At 67.8% G+C, this 16,711-nt stretch carries 14 protein-coding genes; 12 read left to right on the top strand and 2 right to left on the bottom strand.

Translation table 11 applies throughout. The features are described 5' to 3' along the window. Positions 1–20: 20 nt before the first annotated feature. The 11 genes from BM031_RS05350 to BM031_RS05300 all read left to right on the top strand — a co-directional run bounded on the left by BM031_RS05350 (position 21) and on the right by BM031_RS05300 (position 12,538). The gene (locus BM031_RS05350) at positions 21–353 is read left to right on the top strand and encodes a hypothetical protein (RefSeq protein WP_091872101.1); all 333 of its coding nucleotides are present in this window, start codon (positions 21–23) and stop codon (positions 351–353) included. Between the two features lie 50 nt (positions 354–403). Then, positions 404–1,627 (top strand): TolC family protein, encoded by a 1,224-nt coding sequence (locus tag BM031_RS05345; protein ID WP_091872098.1) that lies wholly within the window; start codon positions 404–406, stop codon positions 1,625–1,627. Continuing rightward, entirely contained in the window at positions 1,624–2,793 is a 1,170-nt protein-coding gene (locus BM031_RS05340; protein WP_091872096.1) for an efflux RND transporter periplasmic adaptor subunit, read from the top strand. The genes BM031_RS05345 and BM031_RS05340 overlap by 4 nt, the downstream gene beginning before the upstream one ends. Positions 2,794–2,806: 13 nt before the next feature. Continuing rightward, the gene (locus tag BM031_RS05335) at positions 2,807–5,935 is read left to right on the top strand and encodes an efflux RND transporter permease subunit (protein ID WP_091872093.1); all 3,129 of its coding nucleotides are present in this window, start codon (positions 2,807–2,809) and stop codon (positions 5,933–5,935) included. Positions 5,936–6,141: 206 nt separating this feature from the next. Beyond that, positions 6,142–7,005 carry an STAS domain-containing protein gene (locus BM031_RS05330; protein ID WP_091872428.1) on the top strand — a complete coding sequence of 288 codons (864 nt, stop codon included), beginning with the start codon at positions 6,142–6,144 and terminating at the stop codon, positions 7,003–7,005. 10 nt (positions 7,006–7,015) lie between these two features. Further along, positions 7,016–7,372, top strand: coding sequence for an STAS domain-containing protein (locus tag BM031_RS05325; RefSeq protein ID WP_091872090.1), 357 nt, complete (start codon positions 7,016–7,018; stop codon positions 7,370–7,372). Beyond that, entirely contained in the window at positions 7,372–7,839 is a 468-nt protein-coding gene (locus tag BM031_RS05320) for an ATP-binding protein (RefSeq protein ID WP_091872087.1), read from the top strand. The genes BM031_RS05325 and BM031_RS05320 overlap by 1 nt, the downstream gene beginning before the upstream one ends. Then, the gene (locus BM031_RS25755; RefSeq protein ID WP_091872085.1) at positions 7,827–8,864 is read left to right on the top strand and encodes an ATP-binding SpoIIE family protein phosphatase; all 1,038 of its coding nucleotides are present in this window, start codon (positions 7,827–7,829) and stop codon (positions 8,862–8,864) included. Before BM031_RS05320 ends, BM031_RS25755 begins: the two co-directional genes overlap by 13 nt. After that, a complete protein-coding gene (locus BM031_RS05310; protein WP_218147566.1) occupies positions 8,861–10,240 on the top strand; it encodes an ATP-binding protein in 1,380 nt (459 codons plus the stop codon). Before BM031_RS25755 ends, BM031_RS05310 begins: the two co-directional genes overlap by 4 nt. Further along, positions 10,237–12,129 carry a hybrid sensor histidine kinase/response regulator gene (locus tag BM031_RS05305; RefSeq protein WP_091872079.1) on the top strand — a complete coding sequence of 631 codons (1,893 nt, stop codon included), beginning with the start codon at positions 10,237–10,239 and terminating at the stop codon, positions 12,127–12,129. Before BM031_RS05310 ends, BM031_RS05305 begins: the two co-directional genes overlap by 4 nt. Before the next feature lie 91 nt (positions 12,130–12,220). Further along, positions 12,221–12,538, top strand: coding sequence for a DMT family transporter (locus tag BM031_RS05300; protein WP_091872425.1), 318 nt, complete (start codon positions 12,221–12,223; stop codon positions 12,536–12,538). Positions 12,539–12,741: 203 nt separating this feature from the next. On the opposite strand, the gene BM031_RS05295 is transcribed toward BM031_RS05300, so the two are convergent. Beyond that, positions 12,742–14,154, bottom strand: coding sequence for a M16 family metallopeptidase (locus BM031_RS05295; protein WP_091872077.1), 1,413 nt, complete (start codon positions 14,152–14,154; stop codon positions 12,742–12,744). A 10-nt stretch (positions 14,155–14,164) separates the two neighbouring features. Beyond that, positions 14,165–15,562 carry a M16 family metallopeptidase gene (locus tag BM031_RS05290; protein ID WP_091872074.1) on the bottom strand — a complete coding sequence of 466 codons (1,398 nt, stop codon included), beginning with the start codon at positions 15,560–15,562 and terminating at the stop codon, positions 14,165–14,167. Between the two features lie 353 nt (positions 15,563–15,915). Between BM031_RS05290 and BM031_RS05285 the strand changes: the two genes are divergently transcribed. Next, positions 15,916–16,701 (top strand): GIN domain-containing protein, encoded by a 786-nt coding sequence (locus tag BM031_RS05285; protein ID WP_091872070.1) that lies wholly within the window; start codon positions 15,916–15,918, stop codon positions 16,699–16,701. The last annotated feature ends 10 nt before the right edge of the window (positions 16,702–16,711 follow it).

Below are 16,711 nucleotides of genomic sequence, written 5' to 3'. Positions count from 1 at the left end.
AACCATTGCGCCGCCGCTCCATGAAGCGTTTGTTCATCCTGCTACTGCTGGTCCTGATGCCGCTCCAGCTGGTGTGGGCGGCCACGGGCGCCTGCTGCAGTCCGGACGAGGGTAGCACTGTGCAGCACGTGTGCCACCAGTGGCAGCAGCAATGCGATGACGACGACAGTGGCGCGGCCGACGACGACGGGGGCTGCGATTGCTGCCACCACTTTTCGGGCAGTCCCCTGATGGCGATGGCGCCGGCCGTCTCGACCCCGGCGCGCTTGCCGCAACTGCGCTTCATCCCCCCGCACTACCTCTCCCACATCCCCGACCTCGTTCCTCCGCCCGACCGGCCCGTGCGCAGCTAGGCGGCGGGACACGCGTCCCGCCGATGACATCGCTCACTCGGAACCGGACCATGAAAAACCTTTGTATTGTCCTTGCCCTGGCGGCGGGATTCGCCTGCGCGCCCGCGTGCGCCGCAGCACCGCTCACGCTCGACGCCGCCGTGGCGCGCGCGCTGCAGGCCAACCCCGCCTTGCGCGCGGCGGGCCATGAAGTGGCAGCGCAAGAAGGCAGCATCGCGCAGGCGCGGGCGCTGCCCAATCCCACGCTGGAATTCGTGCGCGAAGGGCAGGACCGCGCCAATCGCACCACCACCGCCCAGCTGGGCATTCCCATCGAACTGGGCGGCAAGCGCGGCGCGCGCGTCGATGCGGCGCGGCGCGAGCAGGACCTCGCCGTGGCCGAGCGCGACGCTTTGCGGGCGCGCGTGCGTGCCGACACGATCGCCGCCTTCCATGACGCCGTCGCCACCAGCGAGCAGGGGCGGCTGGCGCAGGAACTGGCGGCGCTGGCGGGGCAGGCGGCCGACGCCGCCGCGCGCCGGGTCGATGCCGGCAAGGCGCCGCCATTGGAAGCCACCCGCGCCAGGGTCGCGCAGGCCAATGCCCGCATCGAGGCGCTGCAGGCCGCGCGCGAGCTGGAGAGCGCGCGCATCCGGCTGGCCGCGTTGTGGGGCGGGAATTCCGCCGACATCGAGGTCTCGGCGCCTGCCACGCCCGAAATTCCGGCCGCCGCGCCGCTCGACCAGCTGGTGGCCCGGATCGTGCTGTCGCCCACCTCCCGGCGCGCTCAAGCCGAACTGGCGCACCGGCAGTCTCTGGTGCGTGTCGAGCAAGCCCGGCGCACCCCGGACGTGACCCTCATCCTCGGCACCCGCCGCGAAACCCCGGAGCAGCAACGCCAGGCTGTGCTTGGCGTGTCGCTGCCATTGCCGCTGTTCGACCGCAACGGAGGCGCACTGCTGGCATCGCTGCGGCGGGTCGACAAGGCGCACGACGAGCTCGAAGCGGAACGCGTGCGCCTGCAGGCCGAACTGGCCCAGGCGCATGCGCGCCTGGCGGCGGCAGTGCAGGAAGCCGCGATGATCGGCTCCGACATCGTCCCCGGCGCGCGCGAAGCCTTCCAGCTGGCCAGCCGCGGCTACGAGCTGGGCAGGTTCGGCTTGCTGGACGTGCTCGACGCCCAGCGCGCCTATGCCCAGGCCAGGCACCAACACAATAAAGCGGTCGCCGACGCCCACCGCGCCGCCGCCGATATCGAGCGGCTGCTCGGCCCCGCACCCCAGGAGAACCCATGAACAAGCAGCAAACCAGGATCGTCGCCATCATGCTGGCGCTGGCCATCGCCTTCGGCGCCTTCGTGCTGCTGAAGGATCGCGCGGAACCTGCCGGCCAGGTAGAAACCGAAGCCCACGGAGAGCAAGCCTCCCACCTCGATGACGGCGTGATCCGCTTCAGCGACGCGCAGGTAGCTAGCGCCGGCATCACGCTGGAGACCGCCGGCCCGCTGCGGCTCGACACCTTCATCCGCATGCCGGGCCAGATCGCGCTCAACGAAGACCGCACCGCCCACGTGACGCCGCGCGCGTCCGGCGCCGTGGAAGCGGTGCCGGCCAACCTGGGGCAGCTGGTGCGCAGGGGCGAGGTGCTGGCCGTCGTCGCCAGCGCCGACGTGGCGCAGGAACGCGCGGCGCTGGCCGCGGCGCAGCAGCGGCTCGCCTGGGCCGGCACCCAGCACGCCGCCGAGAAGAGCTTGTGGGAAGAGAAGATCTCGGCCAGGCAGGACTACCTGAAAGCCACGCAGGAACTGCGCGAAGCGGAAATCGCCGTGCGCGCAAGCGGCCAGAAACTCGCCGCGCTCGGCGCCGGATCAGGCGCAAGCTCGAACCGCCTGCAGGTGCGCGCACCCTTTGACGGCGTGGTGGTGGAAAAGCACATCGCCATGGGCGAAATCGTCAACGCCGACACCCGCATCTTCACCATCACCGACCTGTCCACCGTGTGGGCCGACGTGGTGGTGCCGAGCAAGGATCTCGACATCGTGCGGGTCGGCACGGATGCGGTCATCCGCTCCATCGCTTCTTCCACAACCGCACCCGGCAAGGTCAGCTTCGTGAGCAGCCTGATCGGCGAAGAGTCGCGCTCGGCGCGTGCGCGCGTGGTGCTGGCCAACCCGCAGGGAGCATGGCGGCCCGGCCTGGCGGTGAACGTCGACATCGTGACCGGCACGGCGCAGGCGAAGGTGGCGGTGGCGCGCTCGGCGCTGCAGACGGTGGACGGGCAACAGGTGGTGTACAAGCGCGTGGCGCAGGGCTTCGTCGCGCAGCCGGTTGAAGCGGGGCGCTCGGACGGGCGCCATGTCGACATTGTTTCGGGCCTGGCCGCGGGCGAGCGCTACGCCGCGGCCGGCAGCTTCGCCGTCAAGGCCGAGCAGGGCAAGGGCGCCGCCGCCCACCACGACTGAGAGAAACGACACCATGTTCAACCGAATCATCCAGGGCGCGATCGCGCAGCGCTGGCTCGTCATGGCGGCCGTGCTCGCGATGGCGCTGGCCGGCATCTACAATTACGGGCGCCTGCCGATCGACGCCGTGCCCGACGTGACCAACGTGCAGGTGCAGGTCAACACGGCGGCGCCGGGCTACTCGCCGCTCGAGACCGAGCAGCGCATTACCTACCCGATCGAGTCGCTGCTGGCCGGCCTGCCGCAGCTGGAGGGCTACCGCTCGCTGTCGCGCTACGGCCTGTCGCAGATCACGGTGGTGTTCAAGGAGGGCACCGACCTGCACTTCGCGCGCCAGCTGGTGAGCCAGCGCATCCAGGACGCGCGCGAGCAGCTGCCGGCCGGCGTGGTGCCGGCGATGGGACCGATCGCCACCGGCCTGAGCGAAATCTACCTGTGGACGGTGGAGTCGGTGCCGGGGGCGACCAAGCCGGACGGCACGCCCTACACGCCGACCGACCTGCGCGAGATCCAGGACTGGATCATCAAGCCGCAGCTGCGCAACGTGCCCGGCGTCACCGAGATCAACTCCATCGGCGGCTTCAACAAGGAATACCTGGTGGCGCCGGACATGGCGCTGCTGTCGTCCTACGGACTCACCTTGGCCGACGTGGTAGAGGCGCTGGAAAAGAACAACGCCAACGTCGGCGCCGGCTACATCGAGCGCGAGGGCGAACAATACCTGGTGCGCGCGCCGGGGCAGGTGGGCTCGATCGCCGACATCGGCTACATCGTGGTGTCCACCATCCGCGGCTCGCCGGTGCGGGTGCGCGACGTGGCCGAGGTCTCGATCGGGCGCGAGCTGCGCACCGGGGCCGCCACCGAGAACGGGCAGGAGGTGGTGCTGGGCACCGTGTTCATGCTGATCGGCGAGAACAGCCGCGCGGTGTCGAACGCGGTCGACCGCAAGATGGACGAGATCAACCGCAGCCTGCCCAAGGGCGTGAAGGCGGTGACGGTGTACGACCGCTCGGCCCTGGTCGAGCGCGCCATCGTCACGGTGCGCAACAACTTGCTGGAGGGTGCGGTGCTGGTGGTGGCGGTGCTGTTCTTCTTCCTTGGGAATTTGCGTGCGGCCCTGCTGACGGCGCTGGTGATCCCGCTGGCCATGCTGTTCACGTTTTCCGGCATGGTGGCTACTAGCGTGAGCGCCAACCTGCTGAGCCTTGGCGCCCTCGATTTCGGCATCATCGTCGATGGCGCGGTGGTCATCGTCGAGAACTGCGTGCGCCGCCTGGCCGGCGCGCAAACGCGGCTCGGGCGGGTGCTCACCCGCAAGGAGCGCTTCGAGGAAGTGTTCCTGGCCGCGCGCGAAGCCCGCCGCCCGCTCATCTACGGCCAGCTGATCATCATGGTGGTCTACCTGCCGATTTTCGCGCTCACCGGGATCGAGGGCAAGATGTTCCATCCGATGGCCACGACGGTGGTCATCGCGCTGCTCGGCGCCATGCTGCTGTCGATCAGCTTCGTGCCGGCGGCGCTGGCCCTGTTCATCGGCGACTCGGTCACCGAAAAGGAAAGCCGCGTAATGCACGCGGCGCGCCGCGCCTATGAACCCTGCCTGCGCTATGCGATGGCCAACCGCCCGGTGGCGCTGGCCTTCGCCGCCATCGTGCTGGGGCTGTCGGTGCTGCTGGCCACGCGCCTGGGCACGGAGTTCGTGCCGGAACTCGACGAGGGCGACCTGGCGGTGCTGACGGTGCGCCTGCCCGGCACCAGCCTCACGCAATCAGTGAAAATGCAGCAGCAGATCGAAACGACCCTGATGCGCAGCTTTCCCGAGATCGAGCGGGTGTTCGCCCGCATCGGCACGGCCGACATCGCGTCCGACCCGATGCCGCCCAACGTGGCGGACGGCATCATCATGCTCAAGCCGGAGCGCGCCTGGCCGGCGCCGAAGAAAAGCCGGGAACAGCTGCTGGCAGCCATCCAGCAGTCCCTGGCCGGGCTGCCCGGCAACAGCTACGAATTCAGCCAGCCGATCCAGCTGCGCGTGAACGAGCTCATTTCCGGCGTGCGCAGCGACGTCGCGGTGAAGGTATTCGGCGACGACCTGGCGCTGTTGGGCGCCACTGCCGCGCGCATCGCCGCCGTGCTGCGCAGCGTGCCGGGCGCCGGCGACGTCAATGTCGAGCAGCTCACCGGCCTGCCGATGCTGCAGGTGCGGGTGGACCGCGAGCGGGCCGCGCGCATGGGGCTGAACATCAGCGAGGTGCAGGCGCTGGTGGCCACCGCCACCGCCGGGCGCGAAGCCGGCACCCTGTTCGATGGCGACCGCCGCTTCGACATCGTGGTGCGCCTGCCGGAAGCGGCGCGGGCCGACATCGACGCGCTGCGGCGGCTGCCGGTGCCGCTGCCGGCGGCGCAAGGGGCGGCGCGCCGCTTCGTGACCCTGGGCGAGATCGCCGATTTCGACCTGGCGCCCGGTCCCAACCAGCTCAGCCGCGAGCAGGGCAAGCGCCGCGTGGTCGTGAGCGCCAGCGTGAGCGGGCGCGACATCGGCTCCTTCGTGGCCGAGGCCAGCCGGCGGGTGAGGGCGGAAGTGGCCATCCCGACCGGCTACTGGACCGCCTGGGGCGGGCAGTTCGAGCACCTGCAGTCGGCCGCGGCGCGCCTGCAGGTGGTGGTGCCGGCCGCGCTGGCGCTGGTGCTGGTGCTGCTCTACCTGGTGTTCACTAATTTGCGCGATGGCTTGCTGGTGTTTTCCGGCGTGCCGTTTGCCTTGACAGGCGGCATCGCGGCGCTGTGGCTGCGTGGGATCCCGATGTCGATCTCGGCGGCGGTCGGCTTCATTGCGCTGTCGGGTGTCGCGGTGCTCAACGGCCTGGTGCTGGTGTCCTTCATCCGCGGCCTGCGCGAGGACGGCATGGCGCTGCTGGAGGCCATCCACGAAGGCGCGCTGGCGCGCTTGCGTCCGGTCCTGATGACGGCGCTGGTGGCCTCGCTCGGCTTCCTGCCGATGGCGCTGGCGACCGGCACGGGTGCGGAAGTACAGCGGCCGCTGGCGACCGTGGTGATCGGCGGCGTGGTGTCGTCGACCATCCTGACCTTGCTTTTGTTACCGTTGCTCTATGAAATGGCGCACCGCCGCATCCGGCACTGAACCGCAGATGCACCGATTTGGTGCGTTATTGATTGACAATGATGCAACTTATTTATTGGAAGCAAATTTGTCCTGTAATCAATTCAATAGTGCCCTCTACCCAACAGTCCAAATGGTATAGTTGGCCGTTTGACAGAATTCCAATGACGCCGCGCCGTCTCCCGGCCGAGCGTCAACAAATCCATAATCGACTAAGGATAATGAAGATGACGACCACGGATCTCGCGAACCAGATCAGCCAACAGCTCCAGCAGGACCAGGCCGCCATTGGCGCCGAATGGCTGGCGCAACTCGAAGCGCTGACGGTGCGCGGCACGACCGCGTCGCGCGAGCAGCTGCGCAGCCACACTCAGCAATTCCTGGCCGCGTTCATCGCCGCCACCCGTGGCGGCGAGCTGGAAAACATCGAGCACCGCTCGTGGGATGAAGTCCGTGACCTGCTGTCCGATATTTCTTCGTCGCGCGCCAAGTCGGGCTCGACCCCGAGCGACACCGCCACCTTCGTGTTCTCGTTCAAGCAGCCGGTGTTCGCACGCCTGCGCGACGGCTTCGCCGACGACCAGCAGGGCCTGGCGCGCGCCTCGTGGCTGATCAGCACCCTGCTCGACCAGCTGGGCCTGTTCACCATCGAAGTATTCCAGAAAACCAAGGACCAGATCATCGTGCGCCAGCAGCAGGAATTGCTGGAGCTGTCGACCCCGGTCGTGAAGCTGTGGAACGGCATCCTGGCGCTGCCGCTGATCGGCACCCTCGATTCCGCCCGCACCCAGGTGGTGATGGAAAACATCCTGCAGAAGATCGTCGACACCGGCGCCGTGATCGCCATCATCGACATCACCGGCGTGCCGACCGTCGACACCCTGGTGGCGCAGCATTTGATGAAAACCATCGCGGCCGCGCGCCTGATGGGCGCCGACTGCATCATCAGCGGCATCCGCCCGCAGATCGCGCAAACCATCGTGCACCTGGGCGTGAACCTGGAAGACGTGGTCACCAAGGCGACCCTGGCCGATGCCTTCATGGTCGCGCTGGAGCGCACCGGCGCCACCATCCTCACCAACAAGGCGTGAGCGGAACGACATGGAACGGATTCCTATCCTCCGCATGGGCGACCTGTTGCTGGTAACGATTCAGGTCGACATGCATGACCGCCTCGCCATGACTCTGCAGGACGACCTGACCGAGCGGATCGTGCGCGATGCCGCCAAGGGCGTGCTGATCGACATTTCGGCGCTCGACCTGGTCGATTCCTTCATCGGCCGCATGATCAGCAACACCGCGGCGATGGCGCGTGTGCTCGATGCCCGGACCGTGGTGGTCGGCATGCAGCCGGCGGTGGCCATCACCCTGGTCGAACTGGGCCTGACGCTGCACGGCGTCAAGACTGCGCTGAACGTCGAAAAGGGCATGGCGCTGCTAGGAAAGAGCTTCAGCTAATGGGCGACGCGCAAACCAATGCAGTCCCGTTCGACACCGACCTGCTGGAGCTCCACCGCCAGCAGCGCAGTGCGCGCTTGACCCTGCGCCTGCGATCGGACGAGGATGTGGTGGGACTGCGCAAACAGGTGCGCGAACGCGCGGTGGCCATTGCCTTGTCGCTGGTGGACCAAACCAAGCTGGTGACCGCTGCCAGCGAACTGGCGCGCAATACCATCAAATACGGAGGCGGTGGCGAAGCCCACGTCGATTCGCTCAATGACGGGGTGCGCAACGGGATCTGCCTGATCTTCGTCGACGCCGGTCCCGGCATCCCCGACATCGAGTGCGCGCTGCGCGACGGCTTTACCACCGGTGGCGGACTGGGACTGGGCTTTGGCGGCTCCAGGCGCCTGGTCGACGAGTTCGAAGTAGACAGCCGCCCAGGCGAAGGAACAGCGGTATTGGTAGTCAAATGGAAACGATAATCAGCTCGCTGGCCACCCAGCTGGTGTGTTCGATCGAACACGCCAGCGACGTGGCGGCGGCGCGCAGGGAAGGGCAGAAGCTGGCCGACAGCCTGGGTTTCAGTGAAACCCGGGCCGGCATGCTGGCCCTGGTCGTTACCGAGGCGGCCACCAACGTCCTCAAGCATGCGGACCGCGGCGTGATTCACATCGGGCCGGTACAGTCCGGCGCCGGCGTCGGCATCGATGTGCTGGTGCTGGATGAGGGCCCCGGCATTACCGACCTGTCGGCCAGCCTGGTCGACGGCATGTCCACCGCCGGCACCGCCGGCACCGGCCTGGGCGCGATGCGGCGCCAGGCCGACGAATTCGATGTGTATTCGCAGCCCGGCAAGGGCACGGCCTTCTTCATGCGCCTGTGGCGCGACCTGCCTCCGCCCGACCCTTGCGGCCTGGAGGTCGGCGCACTGCTCACGCCCCTGGCGGGCGAAGACGAATGCGGCGACGGCTGGGGCGTGCGCTCCGAAGCCGGCGGCGCCACTTTGCTGGCGGCCGACGGCCTTGGCCACGGGCCGCATGCAGCGCGCGCCTCGGCGGCGGCCATCGGCGTGCTGGCCAAGCCGGCCGCCAGCGCCAGCGATGTGGTGCAGGCGGCGCACGACGCGCTGCGCGGCACCCGCGGCGCGGCGCTGGCCGTGGCCCGCATCGATTACGCCGGCGACGAACTGCGGTTCGCCGGCATCGGCAACATCGCCGGCTATGTGTTCGACGACAGCCGGCGCGCGCTGGTGTCGCACAACGGCATCGTCGGCCACAATATGCGCAAGGTGCAGGAATTCAGCGTCCCCTTCGGGCCGGGCGCGACCTGCATCCTGCATTCGGACGGCATCCAGACCCAGTGGGACCTGGACAAGTATCCGGGCCTGCTCGGCCACAGCCCGGCGCTGGTAGCGGCGGTGCTGATGCGCGACTTCATCCGCCGCCGCGACGACGCGATGGTGCTGGTGGTGCGCCGCACCGCGGGCTTCCCGGGGACGCCGGCGTGAGCCTGCAGCGCATCCTCAACGTCGCCCTCGACAATGACGAGGACGTGGTGCAGGTGCGCCAGCGCGCGCGCCAGCTCTCGGCCCTGCTGGGTTTTTCGCAGCAGGACCAGGTGCGCATCGGCACCGCGGTGTCCGAAGTGGCGCGCAGCGCCTGCCACCAGGGCTCCGGCGGGCGCGCCATCTTCGCATTCGACGATGCCGACCGGCGCGAGCACCTGGAAGTGACCATCGTCGCCGGCGCCGGCGTGCGCGAAGCGGCGCTCCAGCTGCTGCCGCCCGAGGCCGGCCAGCTGGCCGGGCCGGAGGCTGCGCTGGTGACGGCGCACCGCCTGATGGACGAGTGCGAGGCCGAAGCCCCCGCCGGTGGCGGCGCCATTGGCCGGGTCACGATGCGCAAGTACCTGCCGCGCGGCGTGGCGGCCAACCGGGCCAGCCTGGCCCAGATCAGCGCGCGCCTGGCCGACACCCCGATATCGAACCCGGTGCAGGAACTGCAGCTGCAGAACCAGGAGCTGGTGGCCACCTTGTCCGAACTGCGCGAGCGCCAGGAAGACCTGCTCTCGCTCACGCGCGAGCTGGAAGACACCAACCGCGGCATCGTGGCGCTGTATGCCGAGATCGAGGACAAGGCCGAGCGCCTGCGCAAGGCGGACGAAATGAAGTCGCGCTTCCTGTCCAATACCAGCCACGAGCTGCGCACGCCGCTGTCGTCGATCCGCGCGCTGGCCCAGCTGCTGCTCAACCGCATGGACGGCGACCTGACCATCGAACAGGAACGCCAGGTGCAATTCATCGCCAGCGCCGCCAGCGACCTGTCGGAGCTGGTCAACGACCTGCTCGACCTGGCCAAGATCGAGGCCGGCAAGGTCGAGGTGCATCCGGCCCCGGTGGTGGTGGACAACCTGTTCCGCGCCCTGAAGGGCATGCTGCGCCCGCTGGTCGACGAAGCGCGGGTGGAACTGGTGTTCGAGCCCGACGACATTGCCGAGCCCTTCGACTCGGACGAGGGCATGATCTCCCAGGTACTGCGCAATTTCATCTCGAATGCGCTCAAGTTTACCGAGTCGGGCTCGGTGCGGGTTTCGGCTACGCTCGACCACGTCGCCGACACGATCCGCTTCGACGTGGTCGACACCGGGATCGGCATCAGCGCCGACAACCAGCAACTGATTTTCGAAGAGTTCAGCCAGATCGAGCACCCGCTGCAGCGGCGCAGCAAGGGGACCGGCCTGGGCTTGCCGCTGTGCCGTAAGCTCGCCGAACTGCTCGGCGGGCGGGTCCTGGTCGCCAGCACCGAGGGCGTCGGCTCGACCTTTTCCCTGGAACTGCCGCGCCGTCATCCATTCCAGGATGGCGCAGATGGAATGAACGAATGAATCTACACACGACCAAGATCCTCAACGTCGACGACAACGACGGCGCGCGCTACGCCAAGACCCGCATCCTGCAAAGCGCGGGCTTCGACGTCATCGAAGCGGCCAACGGCACCGATGCCCTGGAACTGGTGGCCGAGCACCATCCGGCGCTGGTGCTGCTCGACGTGAAGCTGCCCGACATTAACGGCATCGAGGTGTGCCGGCGCATCAAGTCCAATCCGGACAGCAGCATGGTGCTGGTGCTCCAGACCTCGGCCGCGCTGACCGGGCGCGCCGACAAGATCCGCGGCCTGGAAGGCGGCGCCGACAACTACCTGGCCGCGCCGATCGAGGCCGATGAACTCATTGCCAACGTCAACGCGCTGGTGCGCATGCGCCTTACCCAGGCCGAGCTGCGCGACAGCGAAGAGCGCTTCCGCCAGATCACCGACAACATCGACGACGTGTTCTGGATGTTCAGCGTGCCCGATGGGGCGCTGGTCTACGTCAGCCCGGCCTACCCGGCACTGTGGGGCCGCAGCGTCGAGGCGCTGCGCGCGCAGCCGAACGCCTGGCTCGACGCGGTGCACCCGGACGACCGCGCGCGCATGGCGCAGTGCTGGGAACAGCTGGCCGCCGAGCCGCACTACGACGAGGAATTCCGCTTCGCCGGCCCGGATGGCAAGACGCGCTGGGTGCGCGACCGCCTGTTCCCGGTGCGCGGCCAGCGCGGCGACGTCTACCGCGTGGCGCGCGTGACCAGCGACATCACCGCGCGCAAGGAAATGGAAGCGCTGCTGCGCGCGGCCGACCGCAACAAGAACCAGTTCCTCGCCACCCTGGCGCATGAGCTGCGCAACCCGCTCAGCCCGATCCGCAACGCGGCCGCGCTGCTCGGCGCCACCGACGACGGCGGCGGCGAGCGCCAGGCCCGCGCGCGCGAAGTCATCACGCGCCAGGTCGACCACCTGGCCCACCTGGTGGACGACCTGCTCGACGTGGCCCGCATCTCGGAAGGCAAGATCGTGCTGCGCACCGAGGACGTGGACCTGGGCGCCGTGATCGCCCAGGCCATCGAGACCGCCGGCCCCCTGATTACCGCGCGCGGCCACCGGCTCGACGTGCGCCTGCCGGAGCAGCAGGTATGGGTCGCCGGCGACCCGGTGCGTCTGGCCCAGTCGATCGGCAACCTGCTGCACAATGCGGCCAAGTTCACGCCCAAGGGCGGCGACATCACCGTCAGCGCCAGCCTGGCCGACGAGCAGCACGTGCGCATCTCGGTGCACGACAACGGCATCGGCATCGCCGAGGAAAACCTGCCGCGCGTGTTCGCCATGTTCGCCCAGGTCGACGTGCCGCCGGACCGCGCGCCGGAAGGGCTGGGCATCGGCCTGTCGCTGGTGTCGCACCTGCTCGAGCTGCACGGCGGGCGCCTGATGGCCGAGAGCCCAGGCATCGGCCTGGGCAGCACCTTCACCGTGGAGCTGCCGCTGCTGCGCGTGGCGCCGGCCGAGGCGGCGCTGGAATGCATCCCTGCCGCGGACGCCGGCGGCAGCGGCATGCGCGTGCTGCTGGTGGACGACAATATCGACGCCATGGAAATGATGGGCTTCCTGCTGGCCGAAATGGGCTACGAGACCTGGACCACGGCCGACGCCGCGCAGATCGAAACGCTGGCGCTGCACCACCGGCCGCAGGTGATCGTGCTCGACATCGGCCTGCCCGGCATGGACGGCTACCAAGTGGCGCGCCGCATCAAGAAGAACCCGGCGCTGGCCGGCATCCGGCTGGTGGCCCATACCGGCTACGGCTCGCCGGAGGACCGCAAGCGCGCCATGGACGCCGGCTTCGACGCCCACCTCGTGAAGCCGGCCGAGCTGCCGGACCTGGAGCGGGCACTCAAAGGCTAGCGCGGCTACAATACGGGTTCAGGAGGAACGGCCTCCCCCACGATGGGACTCAATGACCGGGACGGCCCGGCTTTTCGCAAGGAGAGCCGTCATGGCCTGGATCATGTTGCTGGTAGCTGGTGTGTTCGAAGTGGTATGGGCGGTAGCGATGAAGCAGTCGGCAGGCTTCACGCGGCTCGTGCCCTCGCTGGTGACGCTCGTCGGGATGGTGGTCAGCTTCGTGCTGCTGGCCGCTGCAATGCGCACCATCCCGCTTGGGACGGCGTACACGATCTGGACCGGGATCGGGGCGGTCGGGGCGTTTGTCGTCGGCGTGGTCGTGCTGGGCGAGCAGCTCAATGCGATGCGCGTGGTGGCGGCGGTGCTGATTGTTTGTGGGTTGGTGATGATGAAGTTGTCGGCTAATTAGGGCGCTAACTTTGTTCGTGCAAAATTGGGTCCCGGCCTGCGCCGGGACGACGGTTTTGCGGCCAATAGCTACGAATGCATCTGCGGCCCGCGCCCTTGGCACGTCGTTCCGGCGCAGGCCGGAACCCAATTTTGCCAGCACACCGCGAACGTAAAAAAGCCCCGCACCGCGGGGCTTTCCGTTTCAGCTAATCCAACGCCGGTTTACTTCTCCACCACCGTAAACTCCCCAAACGCCTTCAGCTGCTCCCCCACCGCCTTCGGATCGCCCACCACCACGATCGACTGGTTCTCCGGCGCGAAGTACTTCTTCGACACCTCGCGCACCTGTTCGGGCGTGACCTTCTGGATGCGCGGCACGTACTCGCCCAGGAACTCGGGCGGCAGGCCGACCAGCCAGTTTTGCGCCAGGGTGCCGGCGACGGCGCGCTGGAGCTGGTTGCTGATCATGTAGCCGCCGGCCACGTAGCGCTTGTTCATCTCCATTTCCTTCGGCTGCACCAGGTCGGCGCCGATGCGCTTGTACTCGCTGAAGTATTCGTCCAGCGCCGCGCCGGTGACCTCGTTGCGCACGTCGGCGCCGCCGACGATGGCGCCGCCCGCGCGGTTCATGCGGGCGCCGGCCGAGGCGCCGTAGGTGTAGCCCTTTTCCTCGCGCAGCTTGATGTTCACGCGGCTCGAGAAGCCGCCGCCGAGGATGGTGCTGGCCAGGCGCAGCGGGATCTGGTCGTCGGCGCTGGCGGCGATGCCGGGCGCGCCCAGGCGCAGGGTCGACTGCACGCTCTTGTCGCGCTGCAGCAGGATGCGCGCCGGCTTGGCCGACGCCGGCGCCGCCGCCGTATCGACCGGGGCCGGGCCGCTGGCCTTCCAGTCGCCGAAGGCTTGCTGGGCCAGCTTCATGCCCTCGGCTTCGGTGATGCGGCCGGTGATCACCAGCAGGGCCCGGTCCGGGCGTACGCGCTTGGCGTGCTCCGCGCGCAGCATGTCCTGGGTCACCGCGTTGATCGCTTCCACGGTCGGGGTGGTGCGGCTGTACGGGTGATCGCCGTAGACCGCCTTGCTGATCGCACGTTCGGCGCGGAAGGTCGGCTGGGTCTCGGACACGCGCAGGGCCTGCAGCGCATTGGTCTTGGCCAGGGTCACCTCGTTTTCCGGGAAGGCCGGGGTACGGGCGACTTCGGCCAGCAGCTGGGCCATCTGGCCGGCCTGCGAACTCAATGCGTTACCCGAGACGATGATGCCGTCCGAGGTGGCGCTGGCGCCGATCTCGCCGCCCATGCCCTGCGCGGCTTCGGCGACCGCGCGCGAGTCGCGCTTGGCCGTGCCTTCGGCCAGCAGGCCGGCCATCATGTTGGCAAAGGCCGGGGTCTGCGGCGAGTCGGCCGCGAAACCGGCGCCGCGTACGGCCAGCACGAAGTCCACGCGCGGCAATCCCTTGCGCGGCACGACCCACACCGTGAGCCCGTTCGGCAGCGTCTTCTTGGCGATCTTCGGCACCGGGATCGGCTTGTCCTTGCCGTAGGCCGGCATGGCCAGTTCTTTGGCCGCCGCAGGCGCGGCGTAGGCTGCGGGCGCGAACGCCAGGGTGACAGCCATTGCAAGCATCAGTTTTTTCACGATGCGCTCCTTATTTGGTCGTGCCGGCAGGGGCCGGGCTAGCGTTGCTGGATGCCGCGATCATGGCGGCCGGCTTGCGGTCGATGACGGTACGGTTGGTCGGCACCAGGTAGGTGCGCACCGCGCGCTGGATGTCTTCGGAAGTCACGCCTTCGATCCAGCCCGGGATCTTGTTGACCACGTTGGCGTCGCCCCACAGCACCTGCATCTTGGCCATCATGTCGGCGCGGTTGATGAAGCTTTCCATCTGGTTGTTCCAGTCGGCCAGCATGCGGGTTTTCACGCGCTTGAGGGTGGCGGGACTGACGCCGTCCTTGGCGACCTTGGCGATTTCCTCGTCCATCGCCTTGAGCAGGGCGTCGGCGCTGCTATTGGGCTTGTACAGGGCGAATACGGTCAGCAGGGTCGGGCCGTCGTATTCGAACGGGCCGGTCAGGCCGAACAGGGTATCGACGTTGAGCGCGATCTCGCGGCCCTTGACCAGGCCCTGGTAGAACAGCGAGGCGTCGCCGCCGGCCAGCACTTCGGCCAGCACGGCCACGGCCGCCTGGTCCTTGTGGCCGCGCGGCGGGATCTTCCACGCTGCCGCCACGGCCGGCACCTGGGCCAGCGCGTCGCTCTGCACGATGCGCTTCTCGACCGTGTTCAGGCCTTCGCTGAAATCGGTCGGCTTCGGGGTCGGGCGGGCCGGGATGCCGCCGAAGTATTTTTGCGCCAGCGCGAAGCCCTGGGCCGGGGTGATGTCGCCGGCGATCGCGATCACGGCGTTGTTCGGGCCGTAGTAGTCGCGGTGGAAGGCGCGCACGTCGTCCAGGCTGGCGTTCTCGAGGTCTTCGAAGCTGCCGTAGCCGTCGTGGTTGTTCTCCCATTTCTGGAAGGCCTGCTGGCTGATGTCGATCCACATGAAGCCGCCGTAAGGCTGGTTTTTCACGTTCACGCGGATCTCTTCCTTGACCACGTCCTGCTGGTTCTTCAGCGTGGCAGGGCTGAAGTCGAGGGTCTTCATGCGGTCCGCTTCCAGCCACAGGATCGGTTCCAGCGCCGACCTAGGGGCGGTCTCGATGTAGTTGGTGAAGTCGGGACGGGTCGACCCGTTGTTGCGGCCGCCGCCACCGGTGATGGTGGTGTCGAACACCCCCTTCTTGGCATTCGGCGTGCCCTGGAACATCAGGTGCTCGAACAGGTGGGCGAAGCCGGTGCGGTTCTTCGGTTCCAGGCGCATGCCCACGTGGTAGACGACCGACACGCCGACGGTGGGCGAACTGTGGTCTTCGGTGACGATGACCGTCAGGCCGTTGTCAAGCTTCTTGACGTTGACGGGCAGGGTCCACTGGTCCGCGGTGGCGGCAAACGCCGACAGCGAAAAAGTGAGCCCGGCCAGCAAAACTGGGTAGTGGCGCATGCGCATGGGTGACCTCGACAATGAACTCGGGAAGGGTGCTTTACTCGTTGTTTTTACTGACAGCCACGGCCGTCATGCGCTGCATATTAGCGCAATGACATGTCAGCAAGTAATCTTTTTTTAGGCGAAAGTTTGCGCTATGTCACTCCGTGGCGACAGTGCATCCATCCCGCCATATGCCGCTCTGGCGTGCGTTTTATGCAGTTCATCGCAGCGCAATAGGACAGCGGACGGGAAGTGGATATAGTTGCACCATGCTAAGACCAGCAGATTGCCGGTCATGTTGCGGGCCAGGCGCACCTACCCGGTGCGATCGAGCCCGGCAGCACTCGATCAAGAACATGTATCTGGAGAATTGAATGAATCATCTTATCAAGCATGGCGTGGCCTTCGTGGCCCTGTGCGCCTCGCTGCTGGCCTGCATGGAAAGCGCCGCCGCAGGCCAGGAAACCGTCACCGAAACGCGCCCGGTCGACGCGCGCGTGGTGCGTGTGAAGCTGGACGGGGTGGTGAACCTCAAGCTGCGCCAGGGCGCCACACCGCTGCTGGTGCTCACCGGCGACCCGCGCCTGCTCGGCAAGACCACCACCTTGCAAAGCGGCGACACCCTGAACATCGGCACCGAGACCCGTGGCGTGAGCATCAACCTCGGCCGCAGCATGGGCCTGCACGCCGAACTGACCCTGCCGAACCTGCGCGAAGTGAGCTCCGAGAGCGTGGGCGGCACGGTCATCAGCGGTTTCTCGGGCGACGAACTCGAGCTCAGGCTCGATGGGGCCGGCTCAATGAATGTATCATGTAATTACAAGGTGCTGACCGCGAACCTGGGCGGGGTCGGCAGCATGAAGATCCATGGCATCAACAGCGACAGCGTCGAGCTGAACCTGAGCGGCGCCGGCTACGTGACCCTGTCCGGCCGCAGCCGCCTGCTCAAGGCGGAGCTGGGCGGCCTGGGCGGGCTGGACGCGCAGGGCTTCACGGCCGAGAACGTCACACTCGAACTGTCCGGCCTGGGCAACGCCACCGTGACCGCCAAGGAGAGCGCCAACCTGACGCTGTCGGGCCTGGGCTCGGTGACGGTGCACGGCAAGCCGCTCAACCGCAAGGCCAGCGTCGACGGCCTGGGCAAGGTGAGCTGGAAGTAAGCAGGGCCGG

Source organism: Massilia yuzhufengensis (assembly GCF_900112225.1).
In the GTDB taxonomy this organism is placed as follows: Bacteria; Pseudomonadota; Gammaproteobacteria; order Burkholderiales; family Burkholderiaceae_D; genus Telluria; species Telluria yuzhufengensis.
The sequence above is the reverse complement of the archived record's forward strand: the minus strand, read 5'-3'. Positions and strand labels throughout refer to the sequence as shown.

Excerpts from the sequence above, each read along its gene's own strand:
- BM031_RS05350 (WP_091872101.1), top strand. The coding sequence starts at position 21 with ATGAAGCGTTTGTTCATCCTGCTACTGCTGGTCCTGATGCCGCTCCAG.
- BM031_RS05345 (WP_091872098.1), top strand. The coding sequence starts at position 404 with ATGAAAAACCTTTGTATTGTCCTTGCCCTGGCGGCGGGATTCGCCTGC.
- BM031_RS05340 (WP_091872096.1), top strand. The coding sequence starts at position 1,624 with ATGAACAAGCAGCAAACCAGGATCGTCGCCATCATGCTGGCGCTGGCC.
- BM031_RS05335 (WP_091872093.1), top strand. The coding sequence starts at position 2,807 with ATGTTCAACCGAATCATCCAGGGCGCGATCGCGCAGCGCTGGCTCGTC.
- BM031_RS05330 (WP_091872428.1), top strand. The coding sequence starts at position 6,142 with ATGACGACCACGGATCTCGCGAACCAGATCAGCCAACAGCTCCAGCAG.
- BM031_RS05325 (WP_091872090.1), top strand. The coding sequence starts at position 7,016 with ATGGAACGGATTCCTATCCTCCGCATGGGCGACCTGTTGCTGGTAACG.
- BM031_RS05320 (WP_091872087.1), top strand. The coding sequence starts at position 7,372 with ATGGGCGACGCGCAAACCAATGCAGTCCCGTTCGACACCGACCTGCTG.
- BM031_RS25755 (WP_091872085.1), top strand. The coding sequence starts at position 7,827 with ATGGAAACGATAATCAGCTCGCTGGCCACCCAGCTGGTGTGTTCGATC.
- BM031_RS05305 (WP_091872079.1), top strand. The coding sequence starts at position 10,237 with ATGAATCTACACACGACCAAGATCCTCAACGTCGACGACAACGACGGC.
- BM031_RS05300 (WP_091872425.1), top strand. The coding sequence starts at position 12,221 with ATGGCCTGGATCATGTTGCTGGTAGCTGGTGTGTTCGAAGTGGTATGG.
- BM031_RS05290 (WP_091872074.1), bottom strand. The coding sequence starts at position 15,562 with ATGCGCATGCGCCACTACCCAGTTTTGCTGGCCGGGCTCACTTTTTCG.
- BM031_RS05285 (WP_091872070.1), top strand. The coding sequence starts at position 15,916 with ATGAATCATCTTATCAAGCATGGCGTGGCCTTCGTGGCCCTGTGCGCC.